An 18,267-nucleotide genomic window follows, 5' to 3' on the forward strand; every position below is an offset into this window, starting at 1 on the left:
CTGCGAAAGCAGGAATCCAGTCCGCAGCCCAACGGGCTGCTTGCGGTGGATTGTCGCTGCGCTCCGAATCCACCCTACACAACCCGCACCTGGATGATTTGGCCGTTGCCGTTGCCGTTGCCGTTGCCGTTGCCGTTGCCGTTGCCGTTGAAGTTGGGGTTGCTTTTGACTTTCTTCCCCCATCAAAGCCCAGCGCCGAAGAAGGGAGGGAGACCTTAGGCTCCCGACCGACTGAGGGCAGCCCGGAGGGCCGCCACCCCGCTGCAGCTGCCATCTGGTGTGCCAGTACCTTTGTGGGGGTACCCACCAAGGGGCAGGCTGGGGTCGCCTTTCTTTGGTTATTTATCCTCGAAGGGGACTTTCTTTGGGGCCGCCGAGGTGGCGAAGCAAGTTGCACGATAAATGTGTACTGCAACTTAACGTGCTCCGGCCACCGCCGGTATCAAATGCTTTTAAAAGACCCGCGCCAAAGGCGCTAAACCCCAATCAACCCCGGACTAAATCAACGTCCGATACCCCTCCACAATCACCGTCACCGCAAAATACGCAAACAACACCGCAGAAAACGCATTGCAGTACAGTGCCAGCTTGTGCCCAATCAAATGCCGCCCTTTGCCCGCCAGCACGGCCAGAAACGCCGACCATGCCAGGCCACCGGCAAAGAACCCGCCCAGGAATAGCGCGTTCATCAGCGCAGAGCCGTCCGTGGCTTGGGCAATGATCGCCCCACCTACTGCGGCGTACCACAGCAACGCGGTGGGCGAGGCCAGCGCCATGCCCAGACCGCGCAAAAATTCCACCCGGGGCGACCAGGCTTGCGCTTCGGCGGCGGCATCATAGTCTGGCGCTTCTTGTTGACGGCGGGATTCGGCCAGCGCGGCTTTGGCCATTTTCCAGGTGAGCCACAGCAACAACGCGCCACCGCCCAGCCACAACACCCAACGCACAGCAGTGAACTGAAACAAGACCGCAAGACCAAAGAGGGAGAGTGCCGCGTAGGTGATATCGCCAAAGCACGAGCCCAGCCCCAGCATGAAGGCAGGGCGCACGCCGGCGCGGATGCCGGTGTTGATCAGTGCGGTGTTGACGATACCAATATCCAGACACAGCGAAAGAGACAGCAGAAAACCTTTAAGCAGAACAGCCAGCATGATGTGATGGAGCGTGACGGGAGCGGGAAGGCGGTCACTATACGCCGCCCCACGTTGCCACCCAAGACGGCCTGGCAGAACAGGTTTATCTGCAACAGGTATGGTCAAACCGCGTCGCAAGCAAATATCGCAGTCCCGGTCAGCAGATTAATGAATACCTTTTTTAGAGGTGGGCTTCTACACTGCTCGCCAATGTCATGCGCAACCCATGGAGAACACCGTGCAACAACGTCAGTTTGGTAATACCGGTCGCAGCGTTTCTGAAATCGGCTTTGGCGCGTGGGCCATTGGCGGTAGCTGGGGCGATGTGTCTGACAAAGATGCTGAGGCCGCACTGCACGCCGCGCTGGATGCCGGCGTTAATTTTCTGGATACCGCCGATGTCTACGGCGATGGCCGCTCAGAGCGCCTGATTGCCCGCGTGCTCAAACAACGCGGTCGGGATGGCATCATGGTGGCGACCAAGGCCGGCCGCAAGATCAACCCGCACGTGTCAGCCGGTTATACGCCGCAGGTGCTGGAACAGTACATTGACGATTCATTGCGCAATCTGGAAGTCGATGCGCTGGATCTGGTGCAACTGCATTGTCCGCCGACCGACGTCTTCTACCGGCCGGAGATCTTTGAAGCGCTGGACAAGCTCGTGACCAAAGGCAAACTCAAGGCTTATGGCGTCTCGGTCGAGAAAGTGGAAGAGGCCATCAAGGCGCTGGAGTTTCCGATCAGCAGCGTACAGATCATCTTTAACATGTTCCGTCAGCGTCCGGCCGAGCATTTCTTTGCTCGCGCCAGGGCGCAGCACGTCGCCATCATTGCGCGCGTGCCGCTGGCCAGTGGTTTGCTGACCGGCAAGCTCAGTGCCAGCAGCCAGTTTGCCGCGGAAGATCATCGCAACTTCAACCGGCATGGCGAAGCATTTGATGTGGGCGAGACGTTCTCTGGCGTGCCCTATGAAACCGGCCTCAAAGCCGTGGACGCGTTGCGTAATGTGATTGGTGATGTGCCCATGGCGCAAATGGCATTGCGCTGGATTCTGATGTTCGACGCCATTACCGTGGCCATCCCCGGCGCCAAAAATCCGACTCAGGCCGCCAGCAATGCCGCTGCAGCCCACCTGCCCGCACTGACCGACGCGCAAATGAGTGCGGTGGCGGATATCTACACGCAATACATCAAGCCGCACGTGCATCAGCGCTGGTAAACCGGCATGCCAGCGGCGGGGACGGTCCCCCGCCCTTTTTGCTGGCCGGATCCTAGTGCGCAACGGCGAGTGGCTTGGCTTGCAAGCTGCGCAGCCGCAGTGCCACAGCCAGGCTGATCAGCACGATGAACACCAGCGCGGCGCACACACCGGTCCACTGGTCGGCCGCCCAGAACAGGCCGGTGAGCGAACCCACCAGGCTGGAGCCCAGGTAGTACGCGCTCAAGTACAGGGACGCCCCCAGCGCTTTGGCCGGGCCGGCGCGGCGGCCTACCCAGCTACTGGCGACTGTGTGCCCGCCAAAGAAGGCAAAGGTGAACATGGCAATGCCGACAATCACCAGCGGCAACCAGTTTGACAAGGTCAGCAGCAGGCCGGCCAGCATCAGCACTTTCATGCCCCACAAGACGTGGCGACGACCGATTTTGTCTGCCATCTTGCCAGACCAGGCCGAGGCAAACGTGCCGACCAGATACAGCGTAAAGATCATGCCGATGGTGGAGTCAGACAGATTGAACGGCGCCCGTTCCAGCCGGAAACCCATGTAGTTGTACAAGCTCACAAAGCAGCCCATCAGCGCAAAACCGGTGAAAAACAGCCAGGGTAAGCCGGCATCGCCAAACAGCCCCTGGATGGCTTGCCACAAGGCTTTGCGGCCGGCCGCGCTGGTTGGCAAGGCCCGCGCGCTAAAGTGCTGCGATTTGGGCAAAAAGCGCCAGAACACAAAAGCGGCAATCAACCCCAATGCACCGACGAAACCCGCCGCAGCGCGCCAGGTGAAGAAATCAGCCACCCAGGCGCTGGTCAGGCGACCACTCATGCCACCCAGGGCGGTGCCGGCGATATACAAACCCATGGACGACCCCAGCGACAGCGGGTCGATCTCTTCGGCCAGATAAGCCATAGCGACGGCGGGCAAGCCAGCAAGCACCACGCCACACAAAATCCGGAAGACCAGCAAACTGCCAAAACCCGGGGCGAAGGCGCTCAACAGGGTAAGCACGGCGGCAGCAAACATGGCCGTACACATCACCGGTTTGCGGCCAAAGCGATCGGAAATGAAACTGGCCGGAATCAAGGCCAGTGCCAGGCCACCGGTAGAAATCGATAACGCCACGCTACTGGCGGCCGGGCTCAAACCGAAGACGCGGGAGAACAGCGGCAACAAGGGTTGCACCCAGTACAACAACCAGAAGGTGGAAAAACCGCCCAGAAACAAGGCGATATTGGTACGGCGATAAGCCGGGGTACCGGCTTTGATGAGGGCGACTGCAGTGGGGTCTTGCATGATATTGCCTGGGCGTACGCATGTGACAGCAAAAGCTTATGCTCGCGCTGACTGCCAGTCCAATATATATTTATGCATGTTTTGATATGTTTGAGATATCAATGGAACTACGACATCTACGTTATTTTGTCGCCGTCGCTGAAGAACTGCACTTCACCCGTGCCGCAGAAAAACTGCATATTGGCCAGCCGCCGTTAAGCCAGCAAATCCAGGCGCTGGAGGCCGAACTGGGCGTTGAACTGTTTGCCCGCAGCCGGCGCAAAGTAGCACTGACGCCGGCGGGCGAGCGTTTCTTGCTGCGGGCTCGCAGTATCTTGCAACAGGCCACTGATGCGGCTGAAGACGCGCGCCGTGCCGCACGCGGAGAAGTCGGGGAGCTGGTCATCGGCTTTACGCCGTCGCTGCCGTTCACCAGCTTTCTGCCCCGGTTGATCTACCGGTTCCGCCAGCGCTACCCGCATGTACGGCTTAATTTGCTGGAAATGATGACCGTGCAACAAATGGCGGCGGTGGCGGATGGCACGCTGGATATCGGCATGGTGCGTTCCACCGACATGCAAGTGCCGGATAACGTGGTACTGCGGCATCTGGCGGATGACCCCATGCTGGTGGCGCTGCGGGATGATCATCCGCTGGCGGGGCAAAGCGCTATTGGTCTGGCCCAACTGGCGCAGGAACCCTTTGTGATGTACCCGGAATCAGCGGGTACCGGTATTTATCGGCAGGTGCTGCGGCTGTGTGATCTTGCCGGGTTTGTGCCAGAGGTGGTGCAGGAAGCGCGGGAAGGCACCACGCTGATCGGCCTGGTGGCCGCCGGGCTGGGCGTCAGTATCTTGCCGGCGCCCCTGGCGTGCGTGAAGGTGGAAGGCGTGTGCTATCTGCCGTTAACCGATGCGGGGGCCACTACCAGCGCCTCACTGGCGACGCGTGCCCAAAACACGTCGCCGCTGGTCGCCAATTTTGCGGCTTTGCTGGAAGGGGCGGACTGACCCGCTTCAGGTGGCGTTGCTACCGCTGGCGCTACCCGCATCCCCGCCCAGATTGCCCACCGCCACATTGAGGGTGGCAGCGCCGGTACTGCCCCCTTCGGCGAGCTTGACCGCATCCTTGATCGCCGATTCCGCCCCCTGGATATCCTTGTTCTTGCCGCGCAGGTGCATTTTCACCAGCGCAACCAGTTGCTGCAGGCTGCGCGCCACTTCTTCGACCAGGGCTTTGTCGCTGGCGCTCATATTGCCGCCATTGCTGCCGGAACCCGGAATTTTGAAGTTGGCACTCCCGCCCGGTTTGCTGGCCGTATTGGCGGCCTGGGCTGCGGTTTGCGCCAGTTGCTGGGCATCTTGTGCTGCTGCGTTGGCATCGGTCTTGTCGCTGGCGCCGGATTGGTCGGCCGCCGTAGATTTAGCGTCCGGGCTTCCCGCAGTCCCGGTGGTGGTGTCTGCGCTGCCGTTTTGCGTATCTGGAGTCGCCGGGGCACTGGTGTCGGCGGACGCCTGCGCTTGCACAGCACTCGCTGTATCCGCGCTGCTGGATGAGTCTTCGCTGGCGGGCTGATCGCCATGATCACCACTGCTGGATGTGTCCGCACTGGCCTGGGCTTGCGCGGCGGCGTTGGCGCTACTGCTGCCGGCATCCGCAGAGCCCGTGGCAGAGGGCGCGGCAGACGCGCCGCTTGAACTGTTGAACTGAATACTCATCCCGCCGCCCGCTGATGGTCCACCGCCATCGCTTCCTGCCAGATCGGCCGCGGCGGACTTTAACTGCGCCGCCAGCATTTTCAGTACGGCTGCCATGGCTTTGGCCGCACGCGGGTTGAGCGCAATCGCGGCCTTCTTCATGGCTTCAATCTGGCTTTTAAGCCGGTTCAAACGTGCCCGCGCCGCATTTTTGCGTTGTGATCCGGCGCTGGGGATATTGCCCAGCTTTTGCAGGATCGACGACATGGGTGAGGAGGAGGGGGCGGCCACACTGTTGGCCGGGCGGTAGGTGAGGGACTGGCGTAGCGCGCTCAGGTCGATCATCACCAGGCTGGATGACGACTTTGTATCTGCCTGTTTCTCGTCCTGTGTGGCTTGTTCAGCATCGGCAGCTTGTTGGGCTTTGAGCTGGTCGGCCTGGCTCAAGCCCTGGCTTGCCGGGCCGCTTAATGACACGCGGACGCTCACGCCGATATTGGAGAGTAGAGTCATGATGGGGTGCGATTGGTTTTTTATATAGTGAATGTATCGGCATGTATCGATCGAACTTAAGGGTGGTGAAAGGGAAAAACATCCACGATGGCCTGCGCGCGCTGGCATAAAAAAACGCCCCGTTCCCGGGGCGTTTTTCATTCAGACACAACGTCAGTTCATTACGGCAGCGCTTTCAGGTGCGGCGCAACGGTATTGCTGAAGTTGTTGTTGTTGCTGGCATCCCAGTTGGTAGACCAATCCATTACCGCGCGCAGGCCCGGGTACTTGGCAACCGGGATATACGTGCCGCAATGCGTGCCCTGGGTCAGGCAATCCACCGCGTTATTCACAATGGATGGATCAACATAACCGCTGCTGGCCCCGGAGGCGGAGGCGGGCAAGCCCAGCCCCACCTGGCCCGGTTGCAGATAGGCCAGCACGGCATCGGCCTGGGCAGTGATGAAGTCCACCGTACCCTGGTTGTAGTTCTTGCCATCGCGGCCCGGCATGGAACCGGAGTTGTAGTACTGGGTGTTGACCATGGTGATGATGCTGCCCAGATCACGCGCCACCTGCAGATAAGCGCCAGCGCCCGGAATACCTGGCAGCATGTCGATGGTCTGCGGTGCCATGGTAATGATCAAGTTGTTGCCCACCTTGGTGTGCAGTTGGGTCAGCGCGCTTTCCAGGTTGGCGACATTGATGCCGTTTTCCAGATCGATGTCGATCCCGTCAAAGCCATACTGCTGGATCAGCGAGTACGCACTGTTCACAAAGTTGGTCACAGCGGTACTGTTGCCCAGCGTGATGCTGCCGTTCTGACCACCGATCGACAACACCACAAAGCGGCCCTGGCTGTGCAGGGTCTTGATGTCATTGGCGAACTGCGCGTTGGTGTAGCCACCGCTGACCGCGTTGGATAAACCGGAGTCGATATTGAAGGTGATGCCACCATCGTTGGCGGTGTCCGAGTCGGCAAAGGCGACTTCGATCACGTTGTAGGTGGTCGGCACTTGCGCCAGGGTTTGCACGGCAGCGCCGTTGTCAAAGTTCTGCCAGTAACCCACCAGTACGTGGTTCGGCAGGCTGCCAGACGGTGTGGGTGCAGGTGTCGGTGTCGGCGCCGGGGTAGGTGTCGGTGCCGGTGTCGGCGTTGGAGCCGGGGTCGGTGCGGGTGTCGGCGTCGGGGTGGGCGCAGGGGTCGGTGTCGGCGTTGGTGCCGGTGTCCCGCCTGTGCAAGCGCCGTTGGAAGTCCACGGCTGGCCAGAGCCTGCTGCGCCGCTGCTGGTGCTCGGGTTATTACCTTGCGTCCAGAAGTTGGCGGTGTAGTTCACATTGTTGTAGCTGACTTGTGCGCCACCGTTGTAGGCGGTGCCGGATGCCCAGGCGGCCTTACAGCTGCCAGACGGGGTCGGGGCAGGGGTCGGTGTCGGTGCAGGCGTTGGGGCGGGCGTCGGAGCCGGTGTCGGTGCTGGCGTGGGTGTGGGGGCCGGCGTTGGTGTCGGCGTGGGTGTACCGCTGCCGCTGGTATCCGCACCCAGGTCTTTCCACAAGCTTGGGGTCGCGGCCGGGTTCCAGTTGGCGCCGACATAATCGGTCTGGGTGACCAGCGCCTGATAATCATGACCGTTGTAATACACCACCGTACCGGCGGAGTAGGTGCCACCGTCTTGCCAGGTGGGGTAGGCAGCAAGTACGGAGAGTGCTGCAAAGGCGGCGGGCATTGCGGCGAGCGCAAGTTTCCCGCGCTTGTGTGTGAACAAGCGTGATTTCATTTCGTCATCCTCATCTTCAGTTGTGGTCTTGCTTTTGTTTACTGATTTTTGTGTACGGCTGATTTCGTTTTTATATGCGACCGCGCAAGGCGACTGCTGCCGACGATCATAGAACAACGTCCTGGCCGCAGCTATCCGGCCATAAAGCTGTAACAATCAGGTGAAGCCTGTACTGATGCGGCTCGCCAGCCGGCCCACTCACCGTGGATGGCGACAGTCGGCTGTTTTTGGTGGATCAGCGTCGATGAGGTGTGGCGTGGCTCAGACGGCCAGCATGCCGCGTTCGGTAGCCAGTTGCTGATAGTGCCGGTCAAGCCGCGGGTTCATTACCCGGAACCATAACGGCGGGCACAATGCCAGCATGATCATGGTGGGGTAACTGGCCGGCAACATGGGCGATTCGGCCTGGTCACCCAGCGCAGAAAACGGGACCAGCGGGCGCATATGGTGGTCAGCGTGGCGTTGCAGTTCAAACAGCAGCCAGTTGCTGACGGTGTGGTTGGCACTCCAGCTATGTGCGGCCGTCATCCGTTCGAAGCGGCCATCGGCAAAGCGGTGTCGCATCAAGCCGTAGTGCTCGATGTAATCCACGGCTTCCAGCAAGGAAAACCCGATGATCGCTTGCGCGGCAAACAACAGCAGCCCCGGCAAACCACCCAGAACAGAGGCCAGCACACCCAGCAACAAGGTGGCAGCAACGTTCTGCCAGACCTCGTTACGCCAGTGCCAACCGGGTAACTGCCGTTTGATCAAGCGTGCGGTTTCCTGCATCCAGGCACCGTGCAAGGTGCCGCTGACGGCCTGCCACCAGAACGCGTAATACGGCTGGTTGCGGCGCGCAGTCGCGGGGTCATACGGCGTGGCCACCCAGATATGGTGGCCGCGATTGTGTTCGACCCGGAAATGCCCATAAGCGGCGCTCCACAGCATCAACCGCGCCAGCAGACGCAAGGCAAAGGATCGACGGTGACCCAGCTCGTGCGCTACCACAATGCCGACGCCGGCGGTCACGCCCAAAGACAGCGTATTGCCGATCCATTCAAGGGTGCTCCAGCGATCTGCTGCGCTTACGCCGTTAGCCACAGCCAGCAGCGCGAGCGGTACGTAGGCGCGCATGATCCAGTCGGCCAGCGGCACACCATCCCGATTCGGCAAACGCGGTGAACGACCCACAAACAGGTCGACCAGGGGCACCAGCACAAAGGCAAAGACCGGCAGGGCGAACGTCGCCACACCACCGGTTTCGATACCCCACATGCTGAGCAAAGGAAAGAGCCACGCCAGCATATACACGCAGGCGCGGGGTTGGACTTGCATGAAATCTCCCGCGATACAATTCATCGTTTGACGAAACGATAACGGCTCTCGCGGCGGTTTTCGGTGTAAGACAGCCAGACGGCAAAATCGGGCGATATCCGGCAAAGTTGCTGTTTGCTCAGGCAAAAGCGCAAACGTTTGTCATATCCAGATATGCTTTTGGTATAAAAATCGTCAGGGTCAAACGGCGCCCAGCCAGCGGTTTTCCGGCAGGCCCCGGATCCCTTCCAGACGGACCTCAAACACCGCGCCTGCCAGCGGTTGTTGCGCCAGCGCCTCCACGCCCAGACCGTTGCGCGCGCTGGTGACATACAGCGTATCGAGCTCAGCGCCACCAAAGGTCACACAGGTGGGCTGTGCGACCGGCATATCGATAACCCGGTCTACCGAGCCGTCTGGCGCGTATCTGACCACGCAATGACCGGCCCACTGTGCATTCCACAGATAGCCCGCGGCATCGACCGTTGAACCATCGGGTTCAATGATGGTGTCGCCCAGATCAACAAATACCCGGTGATTGCCCACCGCGCCGGTGGCCGCGTCGTAATCGCTTTGCATGATCTTGTGCTGCAAGGAGTCGCACCAGTACATGATCTTGCCATCCGGGCTGAAACAGATGCTGTTGGAGATGGCCACCTTGGGCAGCTCCAGCCGGCTCAGCTTGCCTGCGGTATCAAAACGGTAAATGGACGCCACCGGCTCCGGGCTGCCTTCGTGCATGGTGCCAAAGATAAAATTGCCGGCCCGGTCACAGCGACCATCGTTGGTGCGGGTTTTGGGGAGTTCTGTTTCTACGCTGATGAGGCGGGTGTATTCATCACGGGCGTGGTTGAACAGCGCCAGGCCGGTTTCCAGCGCCACCAGCAGTACGTCCTGATTTTGCGTCAGTGCAAAACACCCCAGCCGCTGCGGCAAATGCCAGCATTTGTGCACGCCGGTGCCTGGCTTCATCCGCCAGAGTTCTTTGGCATGGATGTTGGTCCACCACAAATGCCCGGTGTGCTCGTCGCGGATGATGCCTTCGGCAAGGTTGTATTGACCATCAGAGAGGCAACGGACTACGGCGCTCATGCTTGTTTCCTGGGCGGGTGGGGTGGATGAAAACGTTTTCGGTGGAGGGGTAATTTACCGGGTTCTGGCGGGGAGGTGGGATTGGGTGAATACCCTGGGGCGTGTGAAGAGGGCTGTTTTGTAGCCCGGATGGAGCCGAAGGCGGGAATCCGGGGTGGCGATGTTAGCTGTAGGGTGGATTCGGAGCGGTAGCGACAATCCACCATTACGATGTGTGTGTTAGCGCCTTACGGCGCGGTTGGTTTGGATACCCGGAGTGCCGGGCCCACGTTACTTTCTTTGCTTCGCCAAAGAAAGTAACCAAAGAAAGGCGACCCCTGCGACAGCGCCCTTCGGGTTCCCTGCGCTTCTCGCAAAGTCCGGCTGGCTCCAGGGAACTCGGGCTACGCCCTCAAACACCCTTACGCCGAAACCCCGGCCCTCACTGCGATGCTCGGCGCTGCCGGAGGGGAGGTACGTCAAAAGCAACGACAACATCAAAAGCAACCCAAACCCTGCAAACCGTCTGATTGCAAGAATGGTGAGTTTACTTTCCCACGAACTCGTCATTCCTGCGGAGGCAGGAATCCAGTCCGCAGCCCGGCGGGCTGCTTGCGGTGGAATACCGTACCAGTCTGAATCCACCACGAAACTTGTGCAGGTATCGTAGCTGGATTCCGGCGCAAGGGGGCCGCCGAGGACCGGAATGACGAGTCAGTGGAATACACGTTGAATCGGCCGTTGCCGTTGCCGTTGCCGCTGCCGTTGGGGTTGCTTTTGACTTTCCTCCCCCATTAAAGCCCAGCGCCGAAGAAGGGAGGGAGACCCCAGGCTCCCGACCGACTGAGGGCAGCCCGGAGGGCCGCCAGGCTGGGGTCGCCTTTCTTTGGGGCCGCCGAGGTGGCGAAGCAAAGAAAGTAACGTGGGCCCGGCACCCCGGGTATCAAACGCCTTTCAAACCCGCGCCGAAGGCGCTAACAAACGCTTTTAACATCCCAGGCATACCACCTCCACCAACCACACCCCAAAAAAACAAAACCCCGCCATCGGCGGGGCTCTGTTTTCATCCCTCAACAAAAAGATCACCGTGCCCGATTCTTCCCGGCAAAGGTTTTCTTCCCCTTGCCTTGACCAGGCCCAACAATCTTCTTGCGCGTCGCCGGCGCAGCAGTACCGGCCGCCCCCGGCTTGCGGGTACCACCAGCGCCGGCACTCGCATTCCCGGCAGGCCGTGGATTGCGTGGCGGTGCCACCGGCCGCTCGCCTGGTTGCTGCGCGGGGATCAGGTGTTTCGGGCTGTTGCCGATCAAATCCGCCCGGCCCATTTCCAGCAAGGCCTCACGCAAGATTGGCCAGTTGGCCGGGTCGTGATAACGCAGGAACGCCTTATGTACCTTGCGCTGATGCGCATCGCGGATGATCTCCACTTTCTCTGAACTGCGGGCCAGCTTCTTCAACGGGTTGCGGCGGGTATGCCACATCGTTGTCGCCATCGCCATGGGCGTGGGGGTGAAGGCTTGCACCTGGTCAGGCTTGAAGTTGTTTTCCTTTAGCCACAGCGCCAGGTTCAGCATGTCTTCATTGGCCGTGCCGGGGTGGGCGGCAATGAAATACGGGATCAGATACTGTTTTTTGCCGGCCTGTGCGCTGAACTTGTCGAACAAGGTCTTGAAGCGCTCGAACGTGCCAATGCCCGGCTTCATCATCTTGGACAGTGGACCTTCTTCCGTGTGTTCCGGCGCAATTTTCAGATAACCGCTCACATGGTGCGTGACCAGTTCCTTGATGTATTCCGGGTTTTCCACGGCTAGGTCATAACGCAAGCCAGAGCCAATGGTGATCTTCTTGACGCCCGGAATCGCCCGCGCCTTGCGGTAAAGCTGGATCAGCGGGGCGTGGTCGGTATTCAGGTTTTCACAAATGCCCGGATACACACAGGACAAGCGGCGACAGGATTGTTCGATCTTGGGGTCTTTACAGGCCAGGCGGTACATATTGGCGGTGGGGCCGCCCAGGTCGCTGATGTGGCCGGTAAAGCCTTGTGTCTTGTCGCGGATTTCCACGATCTCGTTCAGGATCGATTCTTCTGACCGGCTCTGGATAATGCGGCCTTCATGTTCGGTAATCGAACAGAAGGTACAGCCGCCAAAACAGCCGCGCATGATGTTGATCGAGAAACGGATCATCTCCCACGCCGGGATACGCGCATTGCCGTAAGACGGGTGCGGGTTGCGGGCGTAGAAGAGGTCGTACACGTAGTCCATCTCCGGCGTGGTCAGCGGAATGGGCGGCGGGTTGATCCACACATCGCGCTCGCCATGCGCTTGCACCAGCGCACGGGCGTTGCCGGGGTTGGATTCCAGATGCAGCGTGCGGCTGGCGTGCGCGTACAGCACCGGGTCGTGGGCCACGGCTTCAAACGCCGGAATGCGGATTACGGTTTTCTGGCGCTGCGCCTGTTTGGCGGCCAGGCGCTCTGCCTTGCTGACAATGCGGATCGGCTGCGCCGCGTCGGGTGGGGTTGGTGCAGCTTCCTGTTTTTCCGGCTCCATGGCATACGGGTCCGGATGCGCATCAACACGCCCCGGGGTATCGACCGTGGTGGAGTCCATCTCGGACCAGTCTTGTGCTGGCATCCAGCCCTGGCGGGTCATGAAAGCGGTGCCGCGCACGTCGCGGATTTGCGCCAGACGCTCGCCTGCATGGGCGCGCTGCGCTACGTCGACCAGTGCACGCTCGGCGTTGCCAAACAAGAGGATGTCGGCCTTGGCATAGACCAGGGCGGACTGGCGCACTTTGTCGCTCCAGTAATCGTACTGGGCAATGCGGCGCAGGCTGGCTTCAATACCGCCGGCCATGATATCCACGCCAGGATACGCCTCACGGCAACGCTGGCAGTAAACGGTCAGCGCCCGGTCTGGCCGCTTGCCACCTTCGCCGCCAGCGGTGTAGGCATCGTCTGAGCGTGGTTTTTTGTCCGCGGTGTAGCGGTTGATCATCGAATCCATGTTGCCGGCCGTGACACCAAAAAACAGCCGCGGCTTGCCCAGCACCTTGAAGGGTTCGGCTGATTGCCAGTCGGGCTGGCTGATGATGCCCACCCGGAACCCCTGGGCCTCCAGCAGGCGGCCAATCAGGGCCATGCCAAAACTGGGGTGATCGATATACGCGTCACCGGTCACCAGAATGATGTCGCACTCATCCCAGCCCAGTTTGTTCATTTCTGCGCGGCTCATGGGCAGGAACGGGGCGGGTTGACGCGGCTTCATGCCGGCGGGCAGATCAAAAATCGGGTTCGGTGCTGAGTTCATTCGGGACGGCGACGGCTTCGGGTTTCAGGCAATCGGCTATTTTCGCAGAAATAACCCGACAGCATCAGAAAAATTGTTGTTATTCATGGCGATAGCTGCCGGATGGTGGTGCTGCCCCCACCCGTTTTGTCGACATGCCACGACAGTGCAGGCGCGCGCAGGTCATTCATTTCATTGGATTTCATCTGCGATTGCCGCTGGTTGGCGCGCGAGGCAGGGGCGGGCGGGTTGGTGCGGTCAGTGTGCCATGTGCAGGCAGGATGAAACATCTGCAAGTCATCGCAAATTCGTCTAGACGTCACAACGTTGTAACACTCTCCTCGCACAATCCGCCTCGTCTGATCGACAGACCTTTATCGACCAGGATGACCCGAGTTGCCAAACACGGTTGTCCCATCGCAACGCAGAACCCGACAGAACTACAGACAAGGATGGTCCAAATGAAAAACCTGCCTCGCGTGCTCGCCGGCCTGATCGCCCTCTGGGGTGCCGCCGCATATGCCGACACCACACTGACTGTCTACACCGCGCTGGAAGCCGACCAGGTCAAGGCTTATCAGGACAAGTTTGAGCAAGAAAACCCAGGTATTCATATCAAATGGGTTCGTGATTCTACTGGCGTGATTACCGCCAAGTTGCTGGCTGAAAAGAACAATCCGCAAGCTGACGTGGTGATGGGTGTGGCGGCTTCCTCGCTGCTGATCCTGGATAAAGAAGGCATGCTGTCGCCGTATGCCCCCAAGGGCGTGGACAAGCTGACCAAGTCCTATGTGGACAGCAAGAACCCGCCGGCCTGGGCTGGTATGGATGTCTGGGGCGCGACCATCTGTTTCAACACGGTTGAAGCCGCCAAGCAAGGTTTGAAGAAGCCGGAATCCTGGAAAGACCTCTTGAAGCCTGAGTACAAAGGCAAGATCGTGATGCCAAATCCGGCTTCCTCTGGCACTGGTTACTTTGATGTGTCCGCCTGGCTGAAGATTTTCGGTGAGAAGGGCGGCTGGGAATACATGGATGGTCTGCATCAGAACATCGCCCAGTACGAACACTCTGGCTCCAAGCCGTGCAAGCAAGCGGCAACGGGCGAATACCCGATCGGTATCTCGTTTGAATACCGCGCAGCCAGCCTGAAGAAGGGCGGTGCCCCGATTGATCTGGTGTTCCCGAAAGAAGGCCTGGGCTGGGATCTGGAAGCCACCGGCATCATGAAGGGTACCAAGAACCTGGACGCCGCCAAAAAGCTGGCCGACTGGTCTGCCTCGCACTCGGCCAACGAGTTGTATGAAAAGAACTTTGCCGTGGTCGCCATGCCTGGTGTGGCCAAACCGATCGAATTCATCCCCGGCAACTACGAACAGATGCTGATCAAGCAGGATCTCTCCTGGTCTGCCGCCAACCGTGATCGCATCCTGGCCGAATGGACCAAGCGTTACGACAGCAAATCTGAACCGAAGTGAGTTTCACCGTGAGGCGTGAGGGGTAAAACCCTTGAGCGGGTGGCAACGTAGCTTGTCACTCGCGCCCCGCGTTTCACACCTAACCCCTCACGCCTCACTATGAAATTGACTATCGAAGACCTGCACCGTTTGTATGAGGCGCAAGGCGCCGCCCAGTACGGCGGCGAAGCCGTTTCGCAACTGCAGCACGCGCTGCAGAGTGCCCATTTTGCAGATGCAGACGGCGCACCAGAGAGCCTGGTGATCGCCGCGCTGCTGCATGACTTTGGCCACCTTGTCAGCGGCCAGGCCGATGAAGATCTGGCCAATGGCATCGATGACCGGCACGAGGCGCTGGGTGTGGCGGCGCTCAAGAACCTGTTTGCCGATGACGTGCTGGCCCCCATTGCACTGCATGTGACGGCCAAGCGCTATCTGTGTGCGGTCTCTCCCCAATATCTGCTGACCTTGTCGCAAGCCTCGCGCCAGTCTCTGCTGTTGCAGGGCGGGGTGATGAGCGATGAGGAAGTCAGCCGCTTCGAGCGCAATCCACACCTGGAAAGTGCCATTGCTCTGCGCCGTTACGATGATCTGGCCAAGGTGCCAGATCTGGTGACCGCGCCGCTTGCTCATTATCTGGACCGCGCCCGCCAACTGGTGCGCACCGCAACCCCGCCGGAGGCGCCATGAACCGCATCCTTGAACAAGCTCTGCATCAAGGTGGGCAGACCGTGAATAACCCGGCCCAACCGGATGCGCTGACGCTCAATGGCGTACATAAAAGCTTTGGCAGTTTCACCGCGCTGAACGACATCAATCTGAATGTGAAAAAGGGCGAGTTTGTTTGCCTGCTGGGTCCGTCCGGCTGCGGCAAGACCACGCTCTTGCGCATTATTGCCGGGCTGGAAAGCGCCAACGCCGGCCAGATTGTCATGCTGGGTCGGGACGTCACACACCAGCCTGCAGCCAAACGCGATTACGGCATCGTATTCCAGTCTTATGCGCTGTTCCCCAACCTGACGGTGGCCGAGAACATTGCCTACGGGCTGAAAGGTCGCCGGCAGGACAAGCAAACCCGGGTGACGGAACTGCTGGCACTGATTGGTTTGTCCGGCATTGAAGCCAAATATCCTGGCCAGCTTTCTGGCGGCCAGCAACAGCGCGTCGCGCTGGCGCGTGCCCTGGCCACATCCCCTGGTTTGCTGCTGCTGGATGAACCGCTCTCTGCGCTGGACGCCCGCGTGCGCGAACATCTGCGCCGGGAAATCCGCGCCTTGCAACAGCGCCTGGGCATTACCACCATCATGGTGACGCATGATCAGGAAGAAGCCCTGACCATGGCGGACCGGATTGTGGTCATGAACCATGGTCATATCGAACAGATCGGCACGCCCGATGATATTTACGCCATGCCGCAAAGCCGCTTTGTGGCGGAGTTTGTCGGCCGCGCCAACTGGTTGCCCGGCGTGGTGCAACCGCATGGCACGGTGCGTATTGGCGATACACAACTGGCGGTAGACAAACTGCCGCCGCTGCTGGACGGCCGCAGCATTACGCTGTTTATCCGCCCGGAAGCCGTGGTGCTGCATGCACACTGGCAGGGGGGCGAGAACACGGTGCTGGCGCATCTGGGCGGCGTGGAATCGTTGGGTGGCTTTTGCCGGATCAGCCTGATTGTGCCGGCCATGAACAACCTGACGCTGATTGCCGATGTCAGCCGCAGTACGTTGGCGGCGCTCAATCTGCGGCCAGAACAGCGCGTACCGGTGTCGCTGCCGCCGGCGGCCTTGCGCGTGTTTACCGATGAAGCGCAGGTGAAAGCATGACCGCCGCACTGAACGCCGTGGTGCGCAAAACCGGCGCGCGGCTGCCGCAATCGGGCAGTGACCGGGTTGCCGGTGCGCTCTCCTGGCTATCCATGCTGTTTTTGCTGGTGTTTCTGGGTTTGCCGCTGGTGGCGATTCTGGGTAAAGCGCTGCAGGACAAAAGTGGCGGGTATGTCGGGTTGAGCAACTTTGCCGGCCTGTTTGATGCGCACTTTACGTACTTGTTGGGCAACAGTGTCACGGTGTCACTGGCCTCGACGGCGATCGTCATTCCATTGGCCTACGGTTTTGCGGCGGCGTTGATGCGTAGCCAGATGCCGGGCAAGAGCGTGTTCCGCATGCTGGCGCTGATTCCGCTGCTGGCCCCTTCCTTGCTGCCGGGGATTTCGCTGGTCTATCTGTTTGGCAATCAAGGCGTGTTGAAAAGCTGGATGGGCGAGGGTTCTATCTACGGCCCGATCGGCATTGTGCTGGGCGAGGTCTTCTACACCTTCCCGCATGCGCTGATGATTTTGTTGACGGCATTGTCACTGGCGGATGCGCGCTTGTATGAAGCCGCGACCTCGCTGGGGGCAGGGCGGGTGCGCCAGTTTTTCACCGTCACGCTGCCCTCTGTGCGTTATGGCCTGATCTCTGCCGCCATGCTGGTGTTCACGCTAGTGATCACGGACTTTGGCGTGCCCAAGATTGTGGGCGGGCGCTATGACATCCTGGCCGTGGAAATCTACAAGCAGGTGATTGGCCAGCAGCATTTTGGTCTGGGCTCGGTTTACGGCTTGTTTCTGTTGCTGCCGGCCGTGTTGTCCTGGCTGGTAGATCGCTTTGTCCAGCGCAAGCAAAAGGCCTTGCTCTCTGCCCGCGCCCAGCCCTTGTTGCCGCGCCGGCACTGGCCATCTGACACGCTAGCAACCTTGTTTTGCGTGCTGGTTTGCGGCTGGTTGATTGGCATGCTGGGCATGTCCGTGGCCGCCGCGTTCATCAAACAGTGGCCGTACAACCTCGCCCCGGGTCTGGCGCATTTTGACTTTGACAATATGGATGGCGGTGGCTGGCTGGCCTGGCGCAATAGTCTCAAGCTGGCGCTGGGCACGGCCCTGGTCGGTGGTGTGCTGGTCTTTATGGGTGCGTATTGGGTAGAGAAAACCCGGGCGGGCGTGTTGCCCCGCGCGGTCACCGGTTTCCTGGCGGTATTGCCCATGGCGGTACCGGGGATGGTGCTGGGGCTGGGTTATATCTTTTTCTTTAATGCGCCGGGCAATCCACTTAACGCTTTGTACGGAACGATGGCGCTGTTGGTGCTGTGTACCACGGTGCACTACTACAGCACCGCACATCTCACTGCGGTGACCGCACTCAAGCAACTGGATGGCGAGTTCGAGCACGTGGCGGCGTCGCTCAAGGTGCCATTCTGGACCACCTTGCGCCGCGTGACCTTGCCCATTTGCCTGCCTGCCGCGCTGGAAATCGCCCGGTATTTCTTTGTCTCTGCCATGACCACCGTGTCGGCCGTGATCTTTCTGTACACGCCGGATACCGTGCTGTCTTCCGTGGCCGTACTGAACATGGATGACGCTGGCGACACAGCGGCTGCGGCGGCGATGGCGACTGTGGTTGTCGCTACGTCCGCGCTGATCTGCCTGGTTTTTGGCGGGGCATCCTGGCTGGCACTGCGGCGCACTCAGGGGTGGCGCAAGCACTGAGATTTGAAACCGCCGGCACTGCGATGCCGGCTGTGCTGAATAAC

13 protein-coding genes are annotated in these 18,267 nt (G+C 60.1%); 6 read left to right on the forward strand and 7 right to left on the reverse strand.

From position 1 onward, the window contains the following. Positions 1–497: 497 nt before the first annotated feature. Positions 498–1,151 (reverse strand): LysE family translocator, encoded by a 654-nt coding sequence (locus tag HNQ50_RS02135; protein WP_184097068.1) that lies wholly within the window; start codon positions 1,149–1,151, stop codon positions 498–500. Positions 1,152–1,371: 220 nt separating this feature from the next. Here HNQ50_RS02135 and HNQ50_RS02140 point away from each other — a divergent pair, with 220 nt between their 5' ends. Next, positions 1,372–2,352: an aldo/keto reductase gene (locus HNQ50_RS02140; RefSeq protein WP_308419118.1), complete on the forward strand. Its 981-nt coding sequence runs from the start codon at positions 1,372–1,374 to the stop codon at positions 2,350–2,352. Between the two features lie 52 nt (positions 2,353–2,404). Here HNQ50_RS02140 and HNQ50_RS02145 read toward each other — a convergent pair whose 3' ends face one another. Continuing rightward, entirely contained in the window at positions 2,405–3,640 is a 1,236-nt protein-coding gene (locus tag HNQ50_RS02145) for an MFS transporter (RefSeq protein WP_184097072.1), read from the reverse strand. A gap of 101 nt (positions 3,641–3,741) precedes the next feature. Between HNQ50_RS02145 and HNQ50_RS02150 the strand changes: the two genes are divergently transcribed. Beyond that, complete coding sequence (locus HNQ50_RS02150) at positions 3,742–4,629, forward strand: LysR family transcriptional regulator (protein ID WP_184097074.1); 888 nt, start codon at positions 3,742–3,744, stop codon at positions 4,627–4,629. Between the two features lie 6 nt (positions 4,630–4,635). On the opposite strand, the gene HNQ50_RS02155 is transcribed toward HNQ50_RS02150, so the two are convergent. The 5 genes from HNQ50_RS02155 to HNQ50_RS02175 form a co-directional block, all read right to left on the reverse strand. Further along, entirely contained in the window at positions 4,636–5,829 is a 1,194-nt protein-coding gene (locus HNQ50_RS02155; protein ID WP_184097076.1) for a hypothetical protein, read from the reverse strand. Between the two features lie 161 nt (positions 5,830–5,990). Continuing rightward, positions 5,991–7,586, reverse strand: coding sequence for a chitinase (locus HNQ50_RS02160; protein WP_184097079.1), 1,596 nt, complete (start codon positions 7,584–7,586; stop codon positions 5,991–5,993). A gap of 261 nt (positions 7,587–7,847) precedes the next feature. Beyond that, the gene (locus tag HNQ50_RS02165) at positions 7,848–8,903 is read right to left on the reverse strand and encodes an alkane 1-monooxygenase (protein ID WP_184097081.1); all 1,056 of its coding nucleotides are present in this window, start codon (positions 8,901–8,903) and stop codon (positions 7,848–7,850) included. A gap of 180 nt (positions 8,904–9,083) precedes the next feature. Further along, positions 9,084–9,974: an SMP-30/gluconolactonase/LRE family protein gene (locus HNQ50_RS02170; protein ID WP_184097083.1), complete on the reverse strand. Its 891-nt coding sequence runs from the start codon at positions 9,972–9,974 to the stop codon at positions 9,084–9,086. Positions 9,975–11,035: 1,061 nt separating this feature from the next. Further along, on the reverse strand, positions 11,036–13,264 hold the full coding sequence (locus HNQ50_RS02175; protein ID WP_184097085.1) for a YgiQ family radical SAM protein: 2,229 nt from the start codon (positions 13,262–13,264) through the stop codon (positions 11,036–11,038). A 440-nt stretch (positions 13,265–13,704) separates the two neighbouring features. Between HNQ50_RS02175 and HNQ50_RS02180 the strand changes: the two genes are divergently transcribed. The 4 genes from HNQ50_RS02180 (at position 13,705) to HNQ50_RS02195 (ending at position 18,223) form a co-directional block, all read left to right on the forward strand. Beyond that, a complete protein-coding gene (locus HNQ50_RS02180; RefSeq protein ID WP_184097087.1) occupies positions 13,705–14,718 on the forward strand; it encodes a putative 2-aminoethylphosphonate ABC transporter substrate-binding protein in 1,014 nt (337 codons plus the stop codon). Between the two features lie 99 nt (positions 14,719–14,817). Continuing rightward, complete coding sequence (locus HNQ50_RS02185) at positions 14,818–15,387, forward strand: phosphonate degradation HD-domain oxygenase (protein ID WP_184097089.1); 570 nt, start codon at positions 14,818–14,820, stop codon at positions 15,385–15,387. Further along, a complete protein-coding gene (locus tag HNQ50_RS02190) occupies positions 15,384–16,523 on the forward strand; it encodes a putative 2-aminoethylphosphonate ABC transporter ATP-binding protein (RefSeq protein WP_184097091.1) in 1,140 nt (379 codons plus the stop codon). The genes HNQ50_RS02185 and HNQ50_RS02190 overlap by 4 nt, the downstream gene beginning before the upstream one ends. Further along, positions 16,520–18,223 carry a putative 2-aminoethylphosphonate ABC transporter permease subunit gene (locus HNQ50_RS02195; protein WP_184097093.1) on the forward strand — a complete coding sequence of 568 codons (1,704 nt, stop codon included), beginning with the start codon at positions 16,520–16,522 and terminating at the stop codon, positions 18,221–18,223. Before HNQ50_RS02190 ends, HNQ50_RS02195 begins: the two co-directional genes overlap by 4 nt. Positions 18,224–18,267: the final 44 nt, after the last annotated feature.

Origin of the sequence: Silvimonas terrae (assembly GCF_014202765.1) — a bacterium.
Classification (GTDB): Bacteria; Pseudomonadota; Gammaproteobacteria; order Burkholderiales; family Chitinibacteraceae; genus Silvimonas; species Silvimonas terrae.